The sequence below is a fragment of the Actinomadura vinacea genome (assembly GCF_039532545.1).
Taxonomy (GTDB): Bacteria; Actinomycetota; Actinomycetes; order Streptosporangiales; family Streptosporangiaceae; genus Spirillospora; species Spirillospora vinacea.
On record NZ_BAAARW010000022.1, the window covers coordinates 101542 to 120121 of the forward strand.

Below are 18580 nucleotides of genomic sequence, written 5' to 3' on the forward strand. Positions count from 1 at the left end.
CACCCGGACCGCTCAACCGTTCACCGAACGTCTCTCGGGCGCAGGAGAAAGATCATGGAAGGTCCCCCCACGGCCGTCACCGCCTCCGTCCTCTCCGAGGCGGGACTGGACACCGGGCTGCTGGACTGCTGGGAGGTGACGCTGGCGATGGCGCTGCTCGCCCAGGGAGGCGGCGGCGTCCGTTCCGTGCTGGGGTCGCAGTGGTGGTTCGCGTACGAGCCGGGCGGCGAGGCGGCGCCCCGCCTGGACTTCGAGCCGCAGGAGGAGCGATGCGCGGCGCTGACCGGGCTGCGCCCGCGTTCCGAGCGCGTCGTGGAGGGCGGTCTCGCGGCGGCCTGCGAGGGCGCGCTCGCGCTGGGCCGCGCCCCGATGGTGGTCACCGACGCGCACCTGCTGCCGTGGTGTCCGTACGCGGGCCGCAAGCACGTCGAGCACAGCTTCGTCGTCACCGCCGTCACCGGGTCGCCCGCGACGCTCCGCGTGGTGGACGGCTACGACAACCGCACGGAGTGGGGCGACGCGCGTCCCCTGGAGACGACCGTGGACGCCGCGTTGACGGCCGGCCTGGAGCGGGACTCGGCGACACGGCTCGTCACCCTCGTCCCGGAGCCGCCGCGGCTGGACCCGGGAGCCCTCCGGCAGGCCGCGCTGTTCGACCTCAACCTGGCCGTGCTCGCGGACTGGGCGGCGTCCGAGCCGTACAAGGCGTTCATCGAGGAACACTGCCGCGCCGACGTCGACCCCGCGGCGTTCGACCGGTTCTGCGAGGCGTGCTGGACGATCGAACGCCGCCGGGGCCTGTACGCGACATGGCTCGACGACCTCGCCGCCGAGCCCGGCGCCCCGGTCCCCGCGGGACTCGGCGAACGCTTCCGCCAGGAGGTCGTCGCGCGGTGGTCTGACGTGAACCGCTTCGCCTACCTGGCCCTGCGCCGTCTGCGCGCGGGCCGGCGCACCCCGGGCGGCCTCGCGGACCTGCTCACCGCCGCCGCCGAGGCCGAGCGGACGTTGGCCACCGCCCTGGTCACCGGCCTGCCCGCCCCGGGAACGCCTGAAAAGGGAGAGCGCGTATGAGGCCGGTTCACGACATCGGGCGCCGGTTCGCCGAGGCGGCGCGGGAACGGCCGGGCGCGGTCGCCGTGCGGGACGGCGCCACGGACCTGAGCCTGACGTACGGGCAGTGCCTCGCGCTGGCCTCGCAGGTCGCCGAGGTCGTCGCCGCGCATGCCGGTGCCGGGCACTGCGTGGGGCTGAGCGTCCGCAAGAGCCCGCAGGCGATCGTGCTGATGCTCGGCTGCCTGCTCGCCGGAGTGCCGTACGTTCCGATCGACCCGCACGCCCCGCCCCCGAGGCGGCGGCGGATCGTCGCCGACGCCGGCCCCCGGCTGCTGTTCGTCTCCGCCGACACCGCCGCGAACTGGCCGGACGAGGGCATCGGCGCCCTCACCGGCCTGGCCCCCGCGGGCGGGGGGTGGTCGCGGGAGGCCGGGGAGATCCTGGTGGGCGATCTGCTCGTGGCGCGGCGCGAGGCGGCCGGATCGCCCGACATCGCCGCCAACGAACTGGCGTATGTCCTCTACACGTCCGGATCCACCGGCGTGCCCAAGGGCGTGATGATCAGTGCCGTCAACGCGGGGTACTTCGTCGACTGGGCCGCCGCCGCGTTCCCCCTCGGCCCCGGCGACCGCGTGGCGCAGCACGCCCCGCTGCACTTCGACCTGCCGGTTTACGACATCTACGTGGCGTTGACGTCCGGCGCGTGCCTGCACCTGATGGACGACCGCACGGTGATGTTCCCCGCCGCCGCCTACCGGTTCCTGCGCGACCGCGACATCACGGCGCTGTACGCGGTGCCCTCGGCGCTCAACGCGCTCACCCGTCGCTCCCGTCTGCTGGAGAGCGGGCTCCCGCGGTTGCGCCGGCTGCTCTACGCGGGGGAGGAGTACCACGTGCCCCAGTTGCGGACGCTCGTCTCGGCGCTGCCGGAGCGGACGCGCGTCGCCAACCTCTACGGTCCGGTCGAGACCAACGTCGTCACCTGGGCCGATGTGACCCCGGAGCTGCTGGCCGGAACCCGGATGCCGATCGGCGGGCCCGTCCCCGGGACGGAGGTGCGGCTGCTCGGCGACGACGGCGTGCCGCGCACCGGCCCGGCCGAGGGCGAGCTGATCGTCTCCGGCCCGTCCGTCACCCCCGGCTACCTCCACGATCCCGAACGCACCGCACACGCCATGCTCACCCTGCCCGGCGGCGGCGGCGACGGCGCCGCCGGACGCGGCCGCGTCTACTACCGGACGGGCGACTTCGCCGAGGCGGACGCGGCCGGTGTGCTGCGGTTCCGGGGGCGCCGCGACGGCATGGTCAAGACGCGGGGCTTCCGTGTCGAGCTGGGCGAGGTGGAGGCCGCGATCCTGGCGCACCCGGGGATCGCGCAGGCGGTCGTCCGGCCGGTCCCGCACCCCGAGCACGGGACGGTCCTGGAGGCGCACGTGGTGGCGGACGGCTCGGCGGCGGCGCCGAGGGATTCCGCGCTGCGGCACTGGCTCACCGGTCAGGTGCCCGCCTACATGGTCCCGGTGACCGTGGCGTTCCACGAGGAGCTGCCCGTGACGTCCACTGGGAAGATCGCCCGCTCGGCGGTGGGAGGTGCGGCCGGATGACCACCGACGCCCAGGACGACGCCGCGCTGCGGCTGGTCCTGACGGTGCTGCGCGGGGTACTGGGCGAGGAGCCCGCCCTGGCCGCCTGCACGGCGCTGTTCGAGGTGCCCGGATTCGACTCGCTGGCGCTCGCGGCCGTCGTGGAGCGACTGGAGGACGAGCTGGGAACCGTCCTGCCCGACGACCTGATCGTCCCCGAGTCGTTCACCACGCCCGGCGACATCGCCTCCGTCCTCGTCGTTCCGGCGCTGCGCGCGGCAGGGAGGGGGCCGTCATGACCGTCCGCCCGGAACCGGAGGTCTCGCTCCTGCACGACCTGCTCGACCGTGCCGCCGCCCGCTGGCCGGGCCGTACGGCGCTGGTCAGCGGGCCGGTGAGCGGCACGTTCGGCGAGCTGCGGGACGCCTCGCTGGCCGCCGAGACGGGACTGCGGCGGGCCGGCGTGCGGCGCGGCGACCGCGTCGTGGTGGTGATCGACGAGTTCACCGACGCCATCGCGGTGATGTTCGGCGCGTCCCGGCTCGGCGCCGTCTACGTGCTCATGAACGGCGACACCACCGGCTACGCCGCCGGGCACGTGCTGCGCGACTGCGCGCCCGTCCTGGTGGTGGCGGGCGGCGACACCGAGGCCCGGCGATGCGCCGAGGCGCTCGGCCTGCCCATCGCCCACCTGCCCTGCTTCACCGCCCCGCCGCCCCGGGACGGGCCCCTCGAGCCGGTGCCGTACGCGGCGCGGCCGGTCTCGTGGGACCTGGTCAGCGTGCTCTACACCTCCGGGTCGACCGGCCGTCCGAAGGGCGTGGCGGGCACGCACGCGAACATGGTGTTCGCCGCGCAGATGATCGCGCGGCGGCTGCGGCTGCGCGAGGACGACGTGATCGGGTGCGTGCTGCCACTCGCGTTCGACTACGGCGTTTACCAGATCCTGCTGAGCATGCTGTCGGGCTGCGCGCTGGTCTGGGGCAAGGGCACCGACGCCGGGCCGGGGCTGCTGGCGTTCCTCGACCGGCACCGGGTCACGGTGCTGCCGTCAGTGCCCGGGCTGGCGCACAACCTCGACCGGCTGTCGCGGCGCACCCCGCACGCGCTGCCGCCTCTGCGGGTCCTCACCAACACGGGCGCGGCGATGTCCGCCGACCTGCTGGGACGGCTACGGGCGAGCTATCCGGACCTCGGCGTGTACCTGATGTTCGGGCTCACCGAGTGCAAGCGCATATCGATCCTGTTGCCGGAGGAACTGCCGCACAAGCCGGACTCGGTCGGCCGCCCGCTGGACGACACCGAATGCGTGATCGTGGACGCGGACGGGCGGCCGCTGCCGCCGGGGGAGCTCGGCGAGCTGGTCGTGCGCGGCCCGCACGTGACCCTGGGGTACTGGGGCGACCCTGAGCGCACCGCGCTGCGGTTCCGGGCCTGGGGTCCGTTCGGCGAGCGGGCGCTGTTCACCGGGGACCAGTGCTGGCTGGACGAGGACGGTTACCTGTACTTCCACGGCCGCGACGACGATATCTACAAGTCCAACGGGTTCCGCGTGTCGGCGACCGAGGTGGCCATGGCGGCGGAGGAGGTCCCGGGTGTGCAGGAGGCGTTCTGCGTGGGCGCCCGGGGCGACGAGCCACCCGTCCTCGCGGTGGTCACCGAGCTGACGGCCCTGCGGGTGCGGACCGAACTGCAGAAGCATCTGGAGTGGTTCAAGGTGCCCGATCTGATCGTGCCGGTCGAACGGCTGCCGCTGAACCGCAACGGCAAGGTCGCCCCCGAGGCGGTGCGCGCTCTCGGCAAGGCCGTGGCGACCCCGGGAAAGCCCGCCGGAGGCTTCGGGAAAACGGAATCCCTCGACGACGCGGGGAGATCGGTATGAGCGTGCCGGCCGGGACGCTGCGGAAGCTGGCCGCCGAGTACGGCACCCCGTTGTACGTCTACGACCTCGACGAGGCACGGGCGGCCCACGCCGAGCTGGCGGGTTCCGTCCCCGCGGGCAGCCGCATCTACTACTCGCTCAAGGCCAACCCGTTCCCGCCCCTGGTGGGCGTGCTGCTGGACGCCGGGGCGCGGGCCGAGGTCTGCTCGCGCGGCGAACTGGAAACCGCGCTCGCCGCGGGCGCGCCGGCACGCCGGTGCCTCTACACCGGCCCGGCCAAGACCGAGACCGAGCTCGCGCACGCCCTGGCCCGGGGGGTGCGGGTCTTCTCCGTGGACTCCCCGACCGACCTGGCCCGGCTGGGGCTGTGCGCGCGGCAGGCCGGGGCGCGGGCCAAGGCCATCCTCCGGCTGAACCCGTCGGCCTACCCGCGGGGCGCGGGCCTGGCGATGGGCGGCGCGCCGTCGCAGTTCGGCGCGGACGTCGCGTGGGTGCGCGACCGGCCCGAACGGTTCCGCGCCGACGGGGTCGAGCTGGTCGGCTACCACGTCTACGTCGGGACGAACATCGACGACGCCGACCGGCTCATGGACTGGTTCGAGCTGGCGGTGGACGCGGTCCGGCACGCGCAGGAGGCGCTGCGGCTGAACGTGGAGATCGTCGACCTCGGCGGCGGCTTCGGCCACCCCTACGCGCGGCCCGGTGACCGCCCGGCCTGGTCCGGCCTCGCGCGGCGGCTCGCCGGCCTGCTCGCCCGTCTCCCGGGCGCGGCGGCGTCCCCGGCGCGGGGCGGACCGGTCGTGGCGTTCGAGTCCGGCCGCTACCTGGCCGGTGGCAGCGGCACGCTTGTGCTGCGCGTCCAGGACGTCAAGCACAGCAAGGACACCCGGTTCGTGATCGCCGACGGCGGCGTCAATGTACTCGGCGGCATGCAGGGGCTGCGCCGCGTCCCGCCGATCATGGCCGAGCCCCTGCCGCTCCGGGCCGCCGTCCCCGCCGGGGACGGCAGGCAGGACGACGACGGCGACGCCGTGCTGGCCGGGCCGCTGTGCACCGCGCTGGACCTGCTCAACCAGCGCGCCAGGCTCCGCGGCGCCGCCCCCGGCGACCTGCTGGCCGTCCCGAACGTGGGCGCGTACGGGCTGACGGCGGCCCTGGTGGCGTTCCTCGGCCGGGACGCGCCGGCCGAGGTGGCCGTGGACACGGGCGGCGTCCGGGCGGCCCTGCGGCTGGAGACGGCGTACCGGCCGGTCCAGGCCGCACCATCCGGCGTGAACGGCAGTCCCACGGGCGATAGGGCCACCGGCGAAAGGGCGGAGACGCGATGACAGACCGGCGTGAGGAGTTCCTGCGCGTGCTGCTCGGCCATCTGGGGGCGGTCCAGGACACCTCCCAGATCGCCCCGACCGCGAACCTGCGGGGGCTCGGGCTCAACTCGATGCGGGCCGTCGACCTGGTGATGGACCTGGAGGACGCGTTCGAATTCGTCTTCCCCGACTCGGCGTTCACCGACGAGGTGTTCGCGACCGCCGACAGCATCTGGGCGGTCGTATCCGAGCACGCGTCCGGGCGGGCCGAGCCGTGACGATCCGCGCCGACCTGGCCGGGGCGACCGCGCGGCTCGCCGACATGGCCGAGGTGATCGACGCCACCGGCGACCCGGAGGGCCGGGGCATCGGCGTGCTGCGCGACCACGGCCTGATGGCGTACACGGTGCCCGCGGACTGCGGCGGCGGGGGCGCCGGCACCGCCGCCTTCCTGCACGCCGCGGCCGAGTTGGGCGGGCGTTGCCTGGGCCTGGCGGTGCTGTGGGTCATGCACTGCCAGCAGGTCGCGGTGCTGGCCGAGTACGCCCCGGAGCCGCTGCGGTCGCGTGTGCTGCGGTCCGTCGCCGACGAGCAGATCCTGCTGGCGTCCATCACCACCGAGGCGGGCAAGGGCGGCCACATGCTCACCGCCACGGCGGCCCTGGACGAACGGGACGGTGTCGTCCGCTTCCACCGCGACGCTCCGGTGGTGTCGGGCGGGGCCCAGGCGGGCGCGTTCCTGGTGACGATGCGCCGCACCGAGAACGGCGCGGCCGACGACGTCGTACTCGTGCACTGCCCCCGCGAGCTGTCCGACCCCAAGGTGATCGCGCCGCTGCGGATGCTGGGGATGCGCGGCACCTGCAACGTGTCGATGACCGTGGACGTGGAGGTCCCCCGTGACCACCTCATCGATCCCGCCGGCGGCTTCGCCCGCGTGGCCGCGCGGACCATGGCGCCGCTGGGGCATCTCGGCTGGGCGGCGGCGTGGACCGGCGCGGCCCGCGCCGCGCTCCGGCACGTCGTCGGCCACGCGCGCCGTCCCGCGGGCGGCGGCCCCTCGATCCGCCGCGACGACGACGCGCTCGACCGGATCGCACTGGCCCGCCGCGACCTGGACATGGCCGAGGCGATGGTGGCCGCGGGCCTGCGCGAGCACGAGGCGCACACCGGCGCCGAACGGGACCGTCCCGCCTTCCAGATCATGATCAACAACGTGAAGGTGGCGGCGTCCGAACGCTGCTTCGCGGTGACCGACGGGCTGCTGGAGGTCGCCGGGCTCGGCCTCGGCTACCGGCAGGGCGACGGCCTGGTGCTCGAACGCCTCTTCCGGGACCTGCGGTCGGCGAGCCTGATGTACGGCAACCGCCGTCTGGTGCGCACGAACGGGAAACTCGGCCTGCTGGACTCCGCCGCCTGCTCGTTCGCCGCGTCGGGCCCGCTGTACCGGGACGAGGGGTGACGGTATGAGCGGCAGGGTGGAGACGTTCACGGTGTGCCCGAGCCACGCCGACGTGTTCGGCGCGCAGACGCGGGAGACGGATCGGGGTGCGGTCTACGTGGAGACGGTCGCCGCGCACTGCGCGGCGGCAGAGAAGCTCGGCGCGTCCGCCATGCTCATCTACGACTTCTGGCAGTCGCTGGACCCGTGGCTCGCGGGGCAGCTCGTGCTGGCCGGGAGCACGACCCTGGAACCGATCGTGGCGGTGAACCCCGCCCTGGCGCACCCCGCGATCGCCGCGCGGGCCGTCGCGGGGCTGTGCCACCTGTACGGACGGCGCGTCAACCTGAACGTCGTCGCCGGCGCGAAGGCGGCGGAGCTGGAGGCCCTCGGTCTCGAACCGGCTCAGGGCGACAAGTACGAGCGGATGGCCGACTTCATCGACGGGCTGCGGGCCGTCCTGCGCGGCGAGCCGCACTCCGGCCCGTGCTACCGGCTGCGGGCCGCCCCGCCCGAGCCCGTCCCGGACCCCGCGCTGGCGCCGCGTGTGCTGGCGCCCGGCTCGCGCTCGCCCGAGAGCGCGGCGGTCCTGCCCCGGCTCGACCGCGCCCTGGTGATGGCCAAGCCCCGCGCGGACATCGCCGCCGAACACGACCGGCTGGCGGCGCAGGGCCTGACCGGGGGCCTCGCCATGATCGTCGGCCTCGTCGCCCGGGACACCGACGAGCGGGCGTGGGAGACGGCGGAACGCCGGTACGCGGCCACCCGGCGGGACGCGCTCACCCGCCGCCTGTTCGCCCGGCAGGTCACCTCCTCCCAGCACCGCGCGAACCTGGACCTCGCCGAGGCAGGGACGCTCCGTGACGAGTGCCTCTGGTACGGGGCGGGCCGGATCGGTATCGACTGCCCGAAACTGGTCGGCTCGTACAAGACCGTGGCCGCGGCGCTCGACGCCTACCGGGAATTGGGCGTGCGCACCGTCGTGCTCGATCTGCCGTACGAGCCGGCCGAGTACGAGCACGCGGCGAGGGTCCTGGAAGCGTGAGCCCGGCACGGCGTCAGGCCGGCGACGCCCATCCGCGCGCGGCCCCGACGGTCGAGCACGACATCGCGGACCTGGGCGCAGTGGCGCCAGCCGACGTGGCGGCGGTGGTGCTGCTCTGCGCGTCCGGAATCCCGGACGCCCAGGAGGACGGGTTTCCGGCGATCCTGCAGGCGGCGGTGGAACGGCTCGGGCTGCGCGCACCGCCCGCGGTGCGGCGCGAGCCGTACGGCCGCCCCTACCTGGCCCATCCGGACGGGAGCCGCTGGGACGTCGACTTCAACATCTCGCACAGCGGCGATCTCGTCGGCGTCGCGGTCGGCGTGGGCGGCAGGGTGGGACTGGACGTCCAGCAAGCGCCCCGCCCCGGTTGGGAGCGGATCGCCCGGCGCTGGCTGCATCCCGACGAGCGGCGGCGAATCGACGCTCTGCCGCCCGCCGGGGCCCGGCGCGAGTTCACGCGCGTGTGGGCCGTGCGGGAGGCGCGGTGCAAGGCCACCGGGCGGGGTCTTGCGGGTTTCCGGTCCTCCGGCGCCGTCGAGGACGCGGCCTTCGGGCAGCTGGACGGGGTGACCTGGCGGGAGCTGCCCGTCCCGGACGGGTACGCGGGAGCGCTCGCCTGGGTGGGAGCGTCCGGGCAGGACTGGCTCACCCGCCCGGTCGTCGTCGCCCGCACGAGTTCTGTCCCGGCGATGCGCCGGGGCACGACGTTCCAGGAGAGCCGATGCACGAGATGACGCAGCCCACCCAATCCGGCGACGTGCGGGGGGACCTGCTGTCCTGCTACAGCACGGCGACCGCGGGCCTGCTGCGCGCGGTCGGCGTCCCCGACGTCGTCGTGTTCGGGACGCAGCTCTTCCTGGGCGTCCGGCGCGCGGGGCCGATCATGGAGTTCCTCCACTACCACACGCCGCTGACCGGCCACGGCGAGCTGTACCGCGTGGACCTTCACCGCCGAGGCGCCACCGGACCGGAGGAGGCGGCGGAGGCGATCGTCCGGCATGCGCGCGAGACCGGTGCGGTGATCGTCACCGGCCGCACCACGCACCTGCCCTGGATCGAGACCGGCGGCGCCGAGCCCGCGCCGCACTGGTTCCTGGTCAGGCCGGGGCCGCCGGGCAGGGTGGAGGTCGACGACCGGTTCCTGTGGACCGACGACGCCGGGCTGCATGCGGGCTTCGTCGGTTCGGTGCCCGTCCCGGCGATCGGCGCGTACGCGTGGTCGCCCCCGCCGCCCGGCCCCGAGCAGGCCAGCCGCGAACGCTGGGCGCTCGGTGACCGCAGGGACCGGCCATCGTGGTCGGAGGGGCGCCCGTGGCAGTGGCTCGAGCTCACCGGACGGCACGTCCCGGGTACCGCCGACCTCGCCGCCGTCATGCTCGCCCGCACCGCGCGGGCGCGGATCGCCGACCCGCGGGTCGCGGCGCACGGCTGGGCGTGCGGCCGGGCGGCCTTCGACGCCCTGGAGAATTGGCTGGAGGACGGTCTGACCGACCCGGCGACCTACCGGCACAACAACGACTTCTGGGTCGCCTCCCGCAACCGGAAGATGGTCGCGGCGTCACTGCCGCACGTTCGTCTCCCGCAGGATCGCCACGGAGCGCTGGGTGAGCTGGGCGCATGGGCGGGCTCCACCCTCGTCCCGGCGTGGACGACGCTCGTCCGCGCGCTCCACTACAACGCGCGGCGCGTGGCCACCGGTGGCCGTCCCCGCCCCGACGCGCTGGCCGCGCTGACCGCCGTCGCCGACCTGGAAGACCACTTCCGTACGCGACTCGACGACGCCCTGTAGCAGGGCTGCGGCGCGAGTACGTCGTCCCCTGCCGCGGTAACGAATCGCACCACGCCGCATGAGATCTTGGCGCTGCGGCATCAGATCACCGTGCTGGAGCGTCAGCTGGGTGGGAAGCGGGTGCGGTTGCTGGTAAGGCCGTAAACGGCGCTGCGCCGGCACCGCGACCTGATCGCTGGCCGACACGCCGCGGCGTCCTGGGCGCGGCGCTTGTTGAGCTTGGCGATCTGCTTGACGCACTGGTCGGAGTTCGACCGCGGCGGTCACTTCCCGGCGCTGGAGGTGCCCGAGCTGCTGGCCGACGAGCTGCGAAAGTTCTTCGGTGCGTATCGCTAGGCGGACGTAGAACCGGGCGACGCTGCAGCGGTCGCCGCTGTCGGTGCCGGAGACGGACCGACTGGTCGGGCTGCAGGCGCAGGCGGTGAACGCCCCTATCTCGGGTTGTGGACGCGGCTGGCCGACTTCACGCTGCACGATCTCACGGCCCGGCTCGAGGACCGGTCGGTGGTCCGCTCGCGGTGCTGCGCGGGACCCAGCACCTCGTGCGCGCAACGGCCTGATCGCGGCTCGAGCCGCTCGGCTCGGCGGCGGGAAGGGGCTCGGGCCTGGTCGAGCTGGACTCGGCCCAGGCCCTCTGGGTTAGAAGAAGTGGATGAAGTTGTCGACGGTGTTGGCGGCGATCGTGCGCTTGGTGTAGGCGAGGGGCTTGGACTTGTTGTACTCCTCGACCACGATCTTCGAGCCGTCGATCTTGGCCACGTACGCGACGTGACCGTAGGTGCCGCTGTTCCAGACGGCGATGTCGCCGACCTTGGGCTTGCTGTCGACCTTCATCCCCGCCTTCTTGGCGGCGTCGTCCCAGTCCTTGGCGTTGCCCCAGCTGACGCCCTTGTAGGCGTTGGTGAACTTGATGCCGAGCCGGTCGTTGATCCGCCAGGCGGCGAAGGACGTGCACTGGCCCGTCCAGAAGTTCCAGGGGTCGACCACGTTGGGGCGGCTCTTGTAGGGGTAGTCGTCCTCGATCGTGCGGTCGCAGGGTTTGTCGCAGGCGGCGGCCTGGACGGGGTGAGGCACGGTGGCGGCGGACGCCATGGGGGAGAACAGGCCGCCGGCCGTGACGGTGGCGACTGTGATCATGGCCCAGCGCATATGGCTCCTTCGAGGGGCGTGCGGACGCCGGTTCGAAATGTCCGGCAACAAGATCATCGCATACCGGATTCGCGATGGTTGTCGACCTCGCGGGGGTCGGTATACGGCGTCAAGTGCGCCTCGCGCCCAGCTCGCCCGGCGACGGTGCACCCACCTAGCGGCCGTGGGCCACATCAGCCCCAGTAGCTCTGGAACGACCGGGGAAGCATGGCCAAGCTCACCGCGACTCTGCTCGGGGCCGCGGCGGCTGCGAGCCTGGCGATCGGCCTTGGGCTGGCACCGGCCCACGCCCACGTCATGGCACCGTTGAAGACCTTCAAGCTGAAGCAGGGTAAGGACTGGGGCTGGGTGAAGTCCTACACCAAGAACGGTCGCCGGAGGGTCCAGATCGGGGTCTGCGACAAGGAATATGACGGAAATGCCGTCTATGGTGATTTCTAGAATGGGAACTCGAACATCGGGAAAATCGACGGCAATGGCCAGGGGGCTGGATGCTACAAGAAGAGCGAGGACGACTGGTTCGGCGACACCTGCACCAAGGAAAAGACCACCCACGATCCTGCATGACACTTGACCGTGTCATCGGGAGGCGGTGCAGGTTCCTGCCCGACCGCTCACCACGGCCCGTTCACCGCACAGCTGAACGGGCCGTTCCATGTTCGACCTCCCAACGACCAGGCGACCTTCACCTCGGCCGAGGCGGCACCGATCGGCCGGACGGGCTACAGGCAGGCCGAGCCGGTCCGGATCGTAGGGCGTCCCGCCGGACGCCGTCGCCGCCCAGGAGACGAACTCGGCCCAGCGGGCGTACACGTCCTGAGGGACGGCGCCGAACCGGCCGCCGGAGGCGTGCTCCACGTCCAGCGCTCCGGAGCCGGTGAGCAGGGCGAGGCGGCCGTCGAGGTTCGCGACGCGCATCAGCGGATCTCCATCAGTTCGAGGGTCAGCCCCTGCGGGTCGCGGAAGTAGGCCACCCGGCGCCCCGCGTTGGGGCCGGAGGTGATCTCGACCGGTGCCGCGCTGCGGGGCGTCGCCCCGAGCCCGGTCAGCCTGGTGTGCTCGGCGTCCAGGTCGTCGGTGTTCAGGCACAGGTGGGCGGTACCGGGGTTCCTGGTCTCGAGGTCGACCGGGACGCCGACCGGGTTCAGGTACTGGATGAGTTCGAGCAGCCCGTCCGAACCCGGGATCTGGAAGATCGCGATGTCCAGCCGGGTGTCGGGGTACCCCACCTGGACCGAGGTGTAGGGGGCGTCGTACACGCGGCGCACGAGTGGCTCGGCCTCGAAGACCTTCCGGTAGAACGCGGCGGCCTCCTCGACGTCGGTGACCGTGAATCCCACGTGCGAGAAACCTGTGAGCATTTCCGTCCCTCTCAGAGCCGTGTCGGGTCGATGACCGTGTTCTCCCGGGCCGAGCGGTACATGGCCGCGACGAACTGGACGGCCTCCAGGCCGATGCCGGCGGGGGAGCCGTTGCGGCCCTGGCCCAGCGCGACGTCCACGAGGTTGCGGACGGGCGCGTGCTCGGAATTGCGCTTGCCGGGGGGGCAGGCGGGGCAGCTCGGTGAGCCCGTCGGCGTGGTGGACCTTCGCCGTGCCCTGGTTGACGTCCAGCAGGATGTGCCCGTGGCGGCCGAAGATCTCCAGGCGCATGATCTCCTCATGGTCGGGCAGCACGGCGCCGGTGGAGCTCATCGTTCCGATCGCGCCGCCCTCGAAGCGGATCGCGATGCTGTCGGCGAGGTCCACCTCCAGTTCGGAATCGGCGCGGAAGGCGGCGATGCCCCGCGGGCGGAGACCGGTGAGCCAGAGCAGCAGTGCCGCCGCATGGGTGATCTGGGTCTGTCCCTGCCCTCCGCCGGACAGCGCCGGGTCGGGGTCGGCCAGCGCGACGACCTCCGCACCGGGGTGCTCCGAGAGCGCGGGCAGGTGCGCGTAGGTGGACCACCACCCGCAGCCGACCACCGCGATGCGCGCGGTCATGCGGTCTCCCCGAGTCGGAAGATCCGTTCGGCGTTGCCGTGGAACAGCGCATGCCGGTCGGGCTCGCCGAACTCCGCGATGATCTCGGCATAGGCGTTCACGACGTCGCCGTAGGAGCTGTAGAGGCGGTCGACGGGCCAGTTCGAGCCGAAGAACGCGCGGTCGGCGCCGAACGCCTCGATGCATTCGAGCGCCCAGGGACGCAGTGACGAGACCGTCCACCGGTGGTCGGCCTGCCCGAGGCCGGAGATCTTCACCACCGTGTTCGGGGCCTTGGCCAGGTCGCGAATTCCGGCGCGCCACTCCTCGAAGTACGCGCGGTCCCGGCGGCGAGGGTATCCGGCGTGGTCCACGCACAGGGTCACCCCGGGGTGGCGTTCCGCCAGTCTCCGCGCGTCCGCCATCTCCTCGACGGCCGGATCGTCGCAGCAGACGAGTTCGTACCGCTCCAAGGCGGCGTAGCCCCGATGCCAGTCCGGATCGGTCAGATAGCCGTCATAGCGCAGGTCGCGGATGCCGCGCAGATTGGCGGACTCGGCGTGCCGGGCGAGCACTCCGGCCGCGTCGGGGTGGGCGAGGTTCGGCATAGGCCACGATCCCGTGAGGGGCTCCGAGCCGGTCGGCGAAGTCCTGGAGCCATCGGGTCTCCTCCACCGGGTCGTCGCTTCCGATCGCGGCTTGGACGTGCACGACTTTGGCGACGTTGTGGAAGCGGGTCTCGGCGAGGAAGTCGTCGGCCCAGTAGCGCTGGGCGCGGATCGCGGCGTCGGGGCCGGTCACCTCGTCCACGGGCGCGCCGGGCTCCAGCCAGGCGTACCGCAGCTTGGGATGGCTCATGTCGTGGAAGTGGACGTGCGTGTCCACCAGCGGGACGCCGGCCATCAGCGCGCCCCCGGCACTGTGCCCAAGTGCGCGCCGCCGTCCACGTCCAGGGTCACCCCGGTCAGGAATCCCGCCTGTTCGGAGAGGAAGAAGAGCACGGCGTCGGCGACGTCGTCCGCACCGGCGTTGCGGCCGAGCGGGTTGGTCCGTGCGGTCGCCTTCATGATCGCCTCTGCTGACTCTCCGGCCTGGCGTACTTTCCAGTCCAGTACCTCCCGGCCCATGCCCGTCGTGGGCACTCCCACCGGGCATACGCAATTGGCGGTGACGCCGTCCGGTGCCAGTTCGGCCGCCACCGACTCGGTCAGGCCGATCAGGCCGAACTTCGAGGCGACGTAGGGGACCTGCCGGGGGAAGCCGCGCCGCCCGCAGTCCGATCCGATCGTCACGATCCGTCCGCGGCCGCTGACCCGCAGCGGCGCGGCCGCGGCCTGGACGGTGAGGAACGCGCCCTTCAGGTTGACGCCGAGTGTCCGGTCCCACTCCTGTTCGGTGATGCTCTCAAGCGAGCCGATGTGGAAGACGCCTGCCGAGACGACGAGGGTGTCCAGTCCGCCGAACGTCTCCTCGGTCTTCCGGACGGCACGCGCCATCGCCCCGGCCGACCGGACATCGGCGGTCAGGCCGAGGGCGCGGTCACCCAGCTCGCCGGCGACCGCCCGGGCGCTGTCGGCGTCGACGTCCACGACCGTCACCGATGCGCCGGCGGCGTGCAGCCGATGGGCGATCAGCCGCCCGAAGCCCGAGCCGCCACCGGTGACGAGCGCCTTCCGCTGCCCCGCGATCCGCATGCTGCCTTCTCCCTCACCCAGGGTTTTGCTAGATGCTATAGCGAGTTTAGCTATACGCTAGATGCTATAGCGTTCGCAGACTACGGAAGCGCAGTGATGACACTGAACCCACTTCCCGCAGGGAACCTCGCCGACCAGGTCGCCGGCAGCATCCGGGACGCGATCCACGATGGTCGCTACGCGCCCGGGACACGGCTGGTCGAGCGCGCGCTGGCCGCCGAGCTGGGCGTCAGTCACATTCCGATCCGCGAGGCGCTGTCGAAACTGGCCGACGAAGGGCTGGTCGAGCGGGCTCCCCGCCGTGGTTCGCGTGTCGCCACGCTCACCCTCCGAGAGCTGGACGAACTGTGCTCGCTGCGTGTCGTGCTCGAGCAGTTCGTCGTCAGGCGCGTCCAGGAGCGGCTCACGAAGGAGGCCGAACGTGAACTGCGCGCGATGGTCGCGCAGATGCGCCGGGAAGCGGTCGACGGCAACTTCCGGCAGGTGTTCGACATCGACCAGCGTTTTCATGAGCGGCTCTGGGAACTGGCCGACCACGGCCTAGTGGGCGAGCTGGTCACTCAACTGCGCAGCCGCATCGGCGCGTTCCTGCGTGCGGCCACGGCCGCGCTGCAGCCGGGAGAGCTGGAGCACCACGCCGGCACCCACGACGTGTTGCTCGACGCGATTCTCGACCCCGACCCCGCGGTTGCCCAGGCCGAGATGGCGCGCCACATCGAGATCGCCGCCGAACGCATCCGGGCCTCGCTGCCGGAGACCGCCGATGAGTGAGCTCGTCGTCGTCACCGACACCGACCTGCCCGGCACCGAAAAGGGCCGGGCGCGGAGGAACTGCGGGCGTACCAGGTCCTGGTCGCCTCCGAGCTTGAGCTGCTGGCCCCCGGAAGCGCCGATCTGTGGGACTCCGGCCGGGTCCAGGCGGACGCGGTGAACGGAGTCGCCTACGCGGGCCGTCCGCTGCGTTCCGGTGAGCTCTGCTGGTGGACGGTGCGCTTGTGGGGGCGCGGTGGCCCGGGCCCGGACGCCCCGCCCGCCACGTTCGAGATGGGGCTGCTGGAGCCGTCGGACTGGGGCGGGGCCGAATGGATCGCGGGAGACGAGGGCGTCTCCTCGCCGCTGCTCCGTGCGCAGTTCACCGTGGCCGGAACGGTCACGCGCGCCCGCGCGCACGTCTCCGCGCTCGGCTTCTACGAGCTGCGGCTCAACGGTGGGCGCGTCGGCGACCGCGTTCTGGACCCCGCCACCACGAGCTACGACCACGATCCCGAGTTGCGCGACGGCGACGGCGAGCCCGCCCGCATCCCCAACCCGCGCGTCCTTGCCTCCACCTATGACATCACCGGGCAGGTGAACGCGGGAGCGAACGCGGTCGGCCTGATCCTCGGCCACGGCTGGTACAGCGCGGAGTCCGACAACGGTCCCGGTCCGTTCCCGCGCACGCCGTGGGGCGACCGTCCCGCCGCGCTGCTGCGCATCGAGATCGAGACGGCGGAGGGGGAGCGCGTGACGGTCGTCAGCGACGACGCCTGGCGCACGGCCCCTGGGCCCATCGTCTACAACGACTACACGCACGGCGAGCATTACGACGCCCGCAAAGAAGTCCCCGGCTGGGACCGCGCCGGGTTCGCGGCCGCGGGCTGGTCACCGGCGACGGAAGTGCGGGCCCCTGCCGGACGGATCCGGGCGCAGCTCCTGGAGCCCGTCCGTGTGATCGAGACGCTGTCACCGGTCGCTACCTCTCCGGCCGGTGAGGGCAGCCGGGTCGTCGACTTCGGCCAGCATGTCTCCGGCTGGACCGCGATCCGCGTGACCGGCCCGGCCGGAGCGCGCGTCGAGCTACGGCACGCCGGCGAGATCGACGCCGCCGGGAACCTCGACGACGACGCCAACATGCAAGCCTGGCTCGCCGCCAGGCAGACCGACGTCTACACCCTCAAGGGCGCCGCCGAGGAGGTCTGGGAACCCCGGTTCACCCTGCACGGATTCCGCTACGTCGAGGTGGCGGTATCGAGCCCCGAGGTGGAGCTGCGCGAGCTGCGGGCCAGGGTCGTCCACTCGGACCTGGAGCGCGTCGGCTCGTTCGAATGCTCCGACGACCTCCTCAACCGCATTCACGGCAATGTGCTGTGGACGTTCCGCGCCAGCTTCCAGGGCTTCCCGCAGGACGCCGCCGACCGCGCCGAACGCGTCGGCTGGGTCGGCGATCCCGGCTGGTCGGTCGAGGACTACCTCTACGGCTTCGAGGCGCGCGGCTTCTGGCTGAAGTGGCTGGACGACCTCGCCGACACCCAGCTTCCCGACGGCCGCTTCCCGACCATCTGCCCCCTCCAGTGGCGCGGCAAGGTCGATATGCAGGCCCTGGAGGAGCATGACCTGGCCGACTACGAGAAGGAACGCGACGAGCTGCCCGACGACTTCTCCTCGGTCGTCCACTGGCCGTACTCGCCGCTGCCCGACTTCGCCATGACGTCGTATCCGAGTATCGCGTGGAACCTGTACCGGTTCTACGGCGACCGTTCGATCCTGGAACGGCACTACCCGGGCATGCGCCGGGGCGTGGAATTCCTGCGGACCCGTGCCAAGGACCTCATCCTCAGAGAGGGCCTCGGCGACCATATGGAACCTCAGCCGGACGGCACCTGCTCGCTCAGCCCCAAGCGGACGCCCGTGGAGCTGACATCAACCGCCTGGTTCTTCGCGGTGACCACGATGCTCGCCAATGCCGCCGCGGTCGTCGGCGAGGACGCCGACGCCACTCGCTACCGTGAACTGGCAGAGGCGATCCGGACCGCCTTCAACGACCGTTTCCTCGACCCGGCCACCGGCCGCTACGCCACCGGCTCGCAGACCGCTCAGGCGATGCCGCTGTGGTTCGGGCTCGTCCCGGACGAGCACCGCGAAAGCGCGGGCCGCGTGCTCGTCGAGCGGATCCGGAGCGACGGCGGCCACCTCGGCACAGGCACGATGGGCACCGCGGCGCTCCAGAACGTGCTGCCCGGGATCGGCGCGGCCGAGGTGATGTACGGCATCGCGACCAAGACCACGTTCCCGAGTTGGGGCGAGCAGGTCGAGCGGGGCGCCACGACGATCTGGGAGACGTGGGGCGGCGACGCCGCCTTCAGCCGGAACATGAAGCTCATGGCCATGATCGAGAAGTTCCTCTTCAACGATGTGGCCGGGCTCGCGCCCGCGGCACCGGGCTGGCGGCGCATCCGGGTGCGTCCCGCCCTGACCCGCCGGCTGGACCGCGCCGGCGCCAGGGTGCGCACCGCGCGCGGCGACGCCGCCGTCGACTGGTACACCTCCGGTGACGGCCTGGACATCCTGGTGCAGGTGCCGGCGACCAGCGAGGCCGAGATCTGGCTGCCCGCTCCCGGTGGCGCGGAGCTGACCAAGGACGGCCGGACCCTCTGGCGGTCCGGCGACGACCGCACCGCGCGAGACCTACCCGCGCACGGAGTCAAGGGGATCGAACGCAGCGGCGAGCACCTCGTCATCGAGGTGGGAGGCGGGCACCACCGGCTCCGGCTGGTGGCGCGCGACTGAGCCTCGGCCTGGGGCAGGAAGAAGGTTCTCATGAAGGAACGGCTCAAAATCCTGGGCTGCGTCGCGCCGGCCTCGCCGTCCCTCGGCAACGTCGGGCGGGCCTGGAACGAGGCGGGCGGCGACACCG

The 18580-nt window shown here is 72.6% G+C and carries 19 protein-coding genes; 13 read left to right on the forward strand and 6 right to left on the reverse strand.

The window, feature by feature from the left end; translation table 11 throughout:
• The first annotated feature begins 54 nt into the window (after positions 1 to 54).
• From ABD340_RS30310 to ABD340_RS30355, 10 genes are read left to right on the forward strand one after another with little or no spacing between them, the layout of a single operon-like run.
• A complete protein-coding gene (locus ABD340_RS30310) occupies positions 55 to 1074 on the forward strand; it encodes a hypothetical protein (protein WP_344593551.1) in 1020 nt (339 codons plus the stop codon).
• A complete protein-coding gene (locus ABD340_RS30315) occupies positions 1071 to 2660 on the forward strand; it encodes an amino acid adenylation domain-containing protein (protein ID WP_344593553.1) in 1590 nt (529 codons plus the stop codon). The genes ABD340_RS30310 and ABD340_RS30315 overlap by 4 nt, the downstream gene beginning before the upstream one ends.
• Positions 2657 to 2938 carry an acyl carrier protein gene (locus tag ABD340_RS30320; RefSeq protein WP_344593554.1) on the forward strand — a complete coding sequence of 94 codons (282 nt, stop codon included), beginning with the start codon at positions 2657 to 2659 and terminating at the stop codon, positions 2936 to 2938. Before ABD340_RS30315 ends, ABD340_RS30320 begins: the two co-directional genes overlap by 4 nt.
• On the forward strand, positions 2935 to 4521 hold the full coding sequence (locus ABD340_RS30325) for a class I adenylate-forming enzyme family protein (protein WP_344593555.1): 1587 nt from the start codon (positions 2935 to 2937) through the stop codon (positions 4519 to 4521). The genes ABD340_RS30320 and ABD340_RS30325 overlap by 4 nt, the downstream gene beginning before the upstream one ends.
• Complete coding sequence (locus tag ABD340_RS30330) at positions 4518 to 5849, forward strand: type III PLP-dependent enzyme domain-containing protein (protein WP_344593556.1); 1332 nt, start codon at positions 4518 to 4520, stop codon at positions 5847 to 5849. The genes ABD340_RS30325 and ABD340_RS30330 overlap by 4 nt, the downstream gene beginning before the upstream one ends.
• Positions 5846 to 6106, forward strand: coding sequence for a phosphopantetheine-binding protein (locus tag ABD340_RS30335; RefSeq protein WP_344593557.1), 261 nt, complete (start codon positions 5846 to 5848; stop codon positions 6104 to 6106). The genes ABD340_RS30330 and ABD340_RS30335 overlap by 4 nt, the downstream gene beginning before the upstream one ends.
• Positions 6103 to 7290 (forward strand): acyl-CoA dehydrogenase family protein, encoded by a 1188-nt coding sequence (locus tag ABD340_RS30340; RefSeq protein WP_344593558.1) that lies wholly within the window; start codon positions 6103 to 6105, stop codon positions 7288 to 7290. The genes ABD340_RS30335 and ABD340_RS30340 overlap by 4 nt, the downstream gene beginning before the upstream one ends.
• A 4-nt stretch (positions 7291 to 7294) precedes the next feature.
• Positions 7295 to 8314: an LLM class flavin-dependent oxidoreductase gene (locus ABD340_RS30345; RefSeq protein ID WP_344593560.1), complete on the forward strand. Its 1020-nt coding sequence runs from the start codon at positions 7295 to 7297 to the stop codon at positions 8312 to 8314.
• Complete coding sequence (locus tag ABD340_RS30350; protein ID WP_344593562.1) at positions 8311 to 9048, forward strand: 4'-phosphopantetheinyl transferase family protein; 738 nt, start codon at positions 8311 to 8313, stop codon at positions 9046 to 9048. The genes ABD340_RS30345 and ABD340_RS30350 overlap by 4 nt, the downstream gene beginning before the upstream one ends.
• The gene (locus tag ABD340_RS30355) at positions 9036 to 10103 is read left to right on the forward strand and encodes a hypothetical protein (RefSeq protein ID WP_344593563.1); all 1068 of its coding nucleotides are present in this window, start codon (positions 9036 to 9038) and stop codon (positions 10101 to 10103) included. The genes ABD340_RS30350 and ABD340_RS30355 overlap by 13 nt, the downstream gene beginning before the upstream one ends.
• A gap of 639 nt (positions 10104 to 10742) precedes the next feature.
• On the opposite strand, the gene ABD340_RS30360 is transcribed toward ABD340_RS30355, so the two are convergent.
• Positions 10743 to 11252, reverse strand: coding sequence for a CHAP domain-containing protein (locus ABD340_RS30360; protein WP_344593565.1), 510 nt, complete (start codon positions 11250 to 11252; stop codon positions 10743 to 10745).
• A 207-nt stretch (positions 11253 to 11459) separates the two neighbouring features.
• Here ABD340_RS30360 and ABD340_RS30365 point away from each other — a divergent pair, with 207 nt between their 5' ends.
• Positions 11460 to 11693 (forward strand): hypothetical protein, encoded by a 234-nt coding sequence (locus tag ABD340_RS30365; RefSeq protein ID WP_344593567.1) that lies wholly within the window; start codon positions 11460 to 11462, stop codon positions 11691 to 11693.
• Between the two features lie 138 nt (positions 11694 to 11831).
• Here ABD340_RS30365 and ABD340_RS30370 read toward each other — a convergent pair whose 3' ends face one another.
• Genes ABD340_RS30370 through ABD340_RS30390 form a run of 5 tightly spaced genes read right to left on the reverse strand, consistent with a single transcriptional unit; the run spans position 11832 to position 14907 of the window.
• Entirely contained in the window at positions 11832 to 12170 is a 339-nt protein-coding gene (locus ABD340_RS30370) for a hypothetical protein (protein ID WP_344593568.1), read from the reverse strand.
• Positions 12170 to 13234: a VOC family protein gene (locus ABD340_RS30375; protein ID WP_344593570.1), complete on the reverse strand. Its 1065-nt coding sequence runs from the start codon at positions 13232 to 13234 to the stop codon at positions 12170 to 12172. The genes ABD340_RS30370 and ABD340_RS30375 overlap by 1 nt, the downstream gene beginning before the upstream one ends.
• The gene (locus tag ABD340_RS30380; RefSeq protein ID WP_344593571.1) at positions 13231 to 13821 is read right to left on the reverse strand and encodes an amidohydrolase family protein; all 591 of its coding nucleotides are present in this window, start codon (positions 13819 to 13821) and stop codon (positions 13231 to 13233) included. Before ABD340_RS30380 ends, ABD340_RS30375 begins: the two co-directional genes overlap by 4 nt.
• Positions 13730 to 14116, reverse strand: a complete 387-nt coding sequence (locus tag ABD340_RS30385; RefSeq protein ID WP_344593572.1) for a hypothetical protein — start codon at positions 14114 to 14116, stop codon at positions 13730 to 13732. Before ABD340_RS30385 ends, ABD340_RS30380 begins: the two co-directional genes overlap by 92 nt.
• Positions 14116 to 14907: an SDR family NAD(P)-dependent oxidoreductase gene (locus ABD340_RS30390; RefSeq protein WP_344593574.1), complete on the reverse strand. Its 792-nt coding sequence runs from the start codon at positions 14905 to 14907 to the stop codon at positions 14116 to 14118. Before ABD340_RS30390 ends, ABD340_RS30385 begins: the two co-directional genes overlap by 1 nt.
• Positions 14908 to 15003: 96 nt before the next feature.
• On the opposite strand from ABD340_RS30390, the gene ABD340_RS30395 reads away from it, so the two are divergent.
• On the forward strand, positions 15004 to 15678 hold the full coding sequence (locus ABD340_RS30395) for a GntR family transcriptional regulator (protein ID WP_344593575.1): 675 nt from the start codon (positions 15004 to 15006) through the stop codon (positions 15676 to 15678).
• A 60-nt stretch (positions 15679 to 15738) separates the two neighbouring features.
• The gene (locus ABD340_RS30400) at positions 15739 to 18453 is read left to right on the forward strand and encodes a family 78 glycoside hydrolase catalytic domain (protein ID WP_486303566.1); all 2715 of its coding nucleotides are present in this window, start codon (positions 15739 to 15741) and stop codon (positions 18451 to 18453) included.
• Positions 18454 to 18580 lie beyond the last annotated feature (127 nt).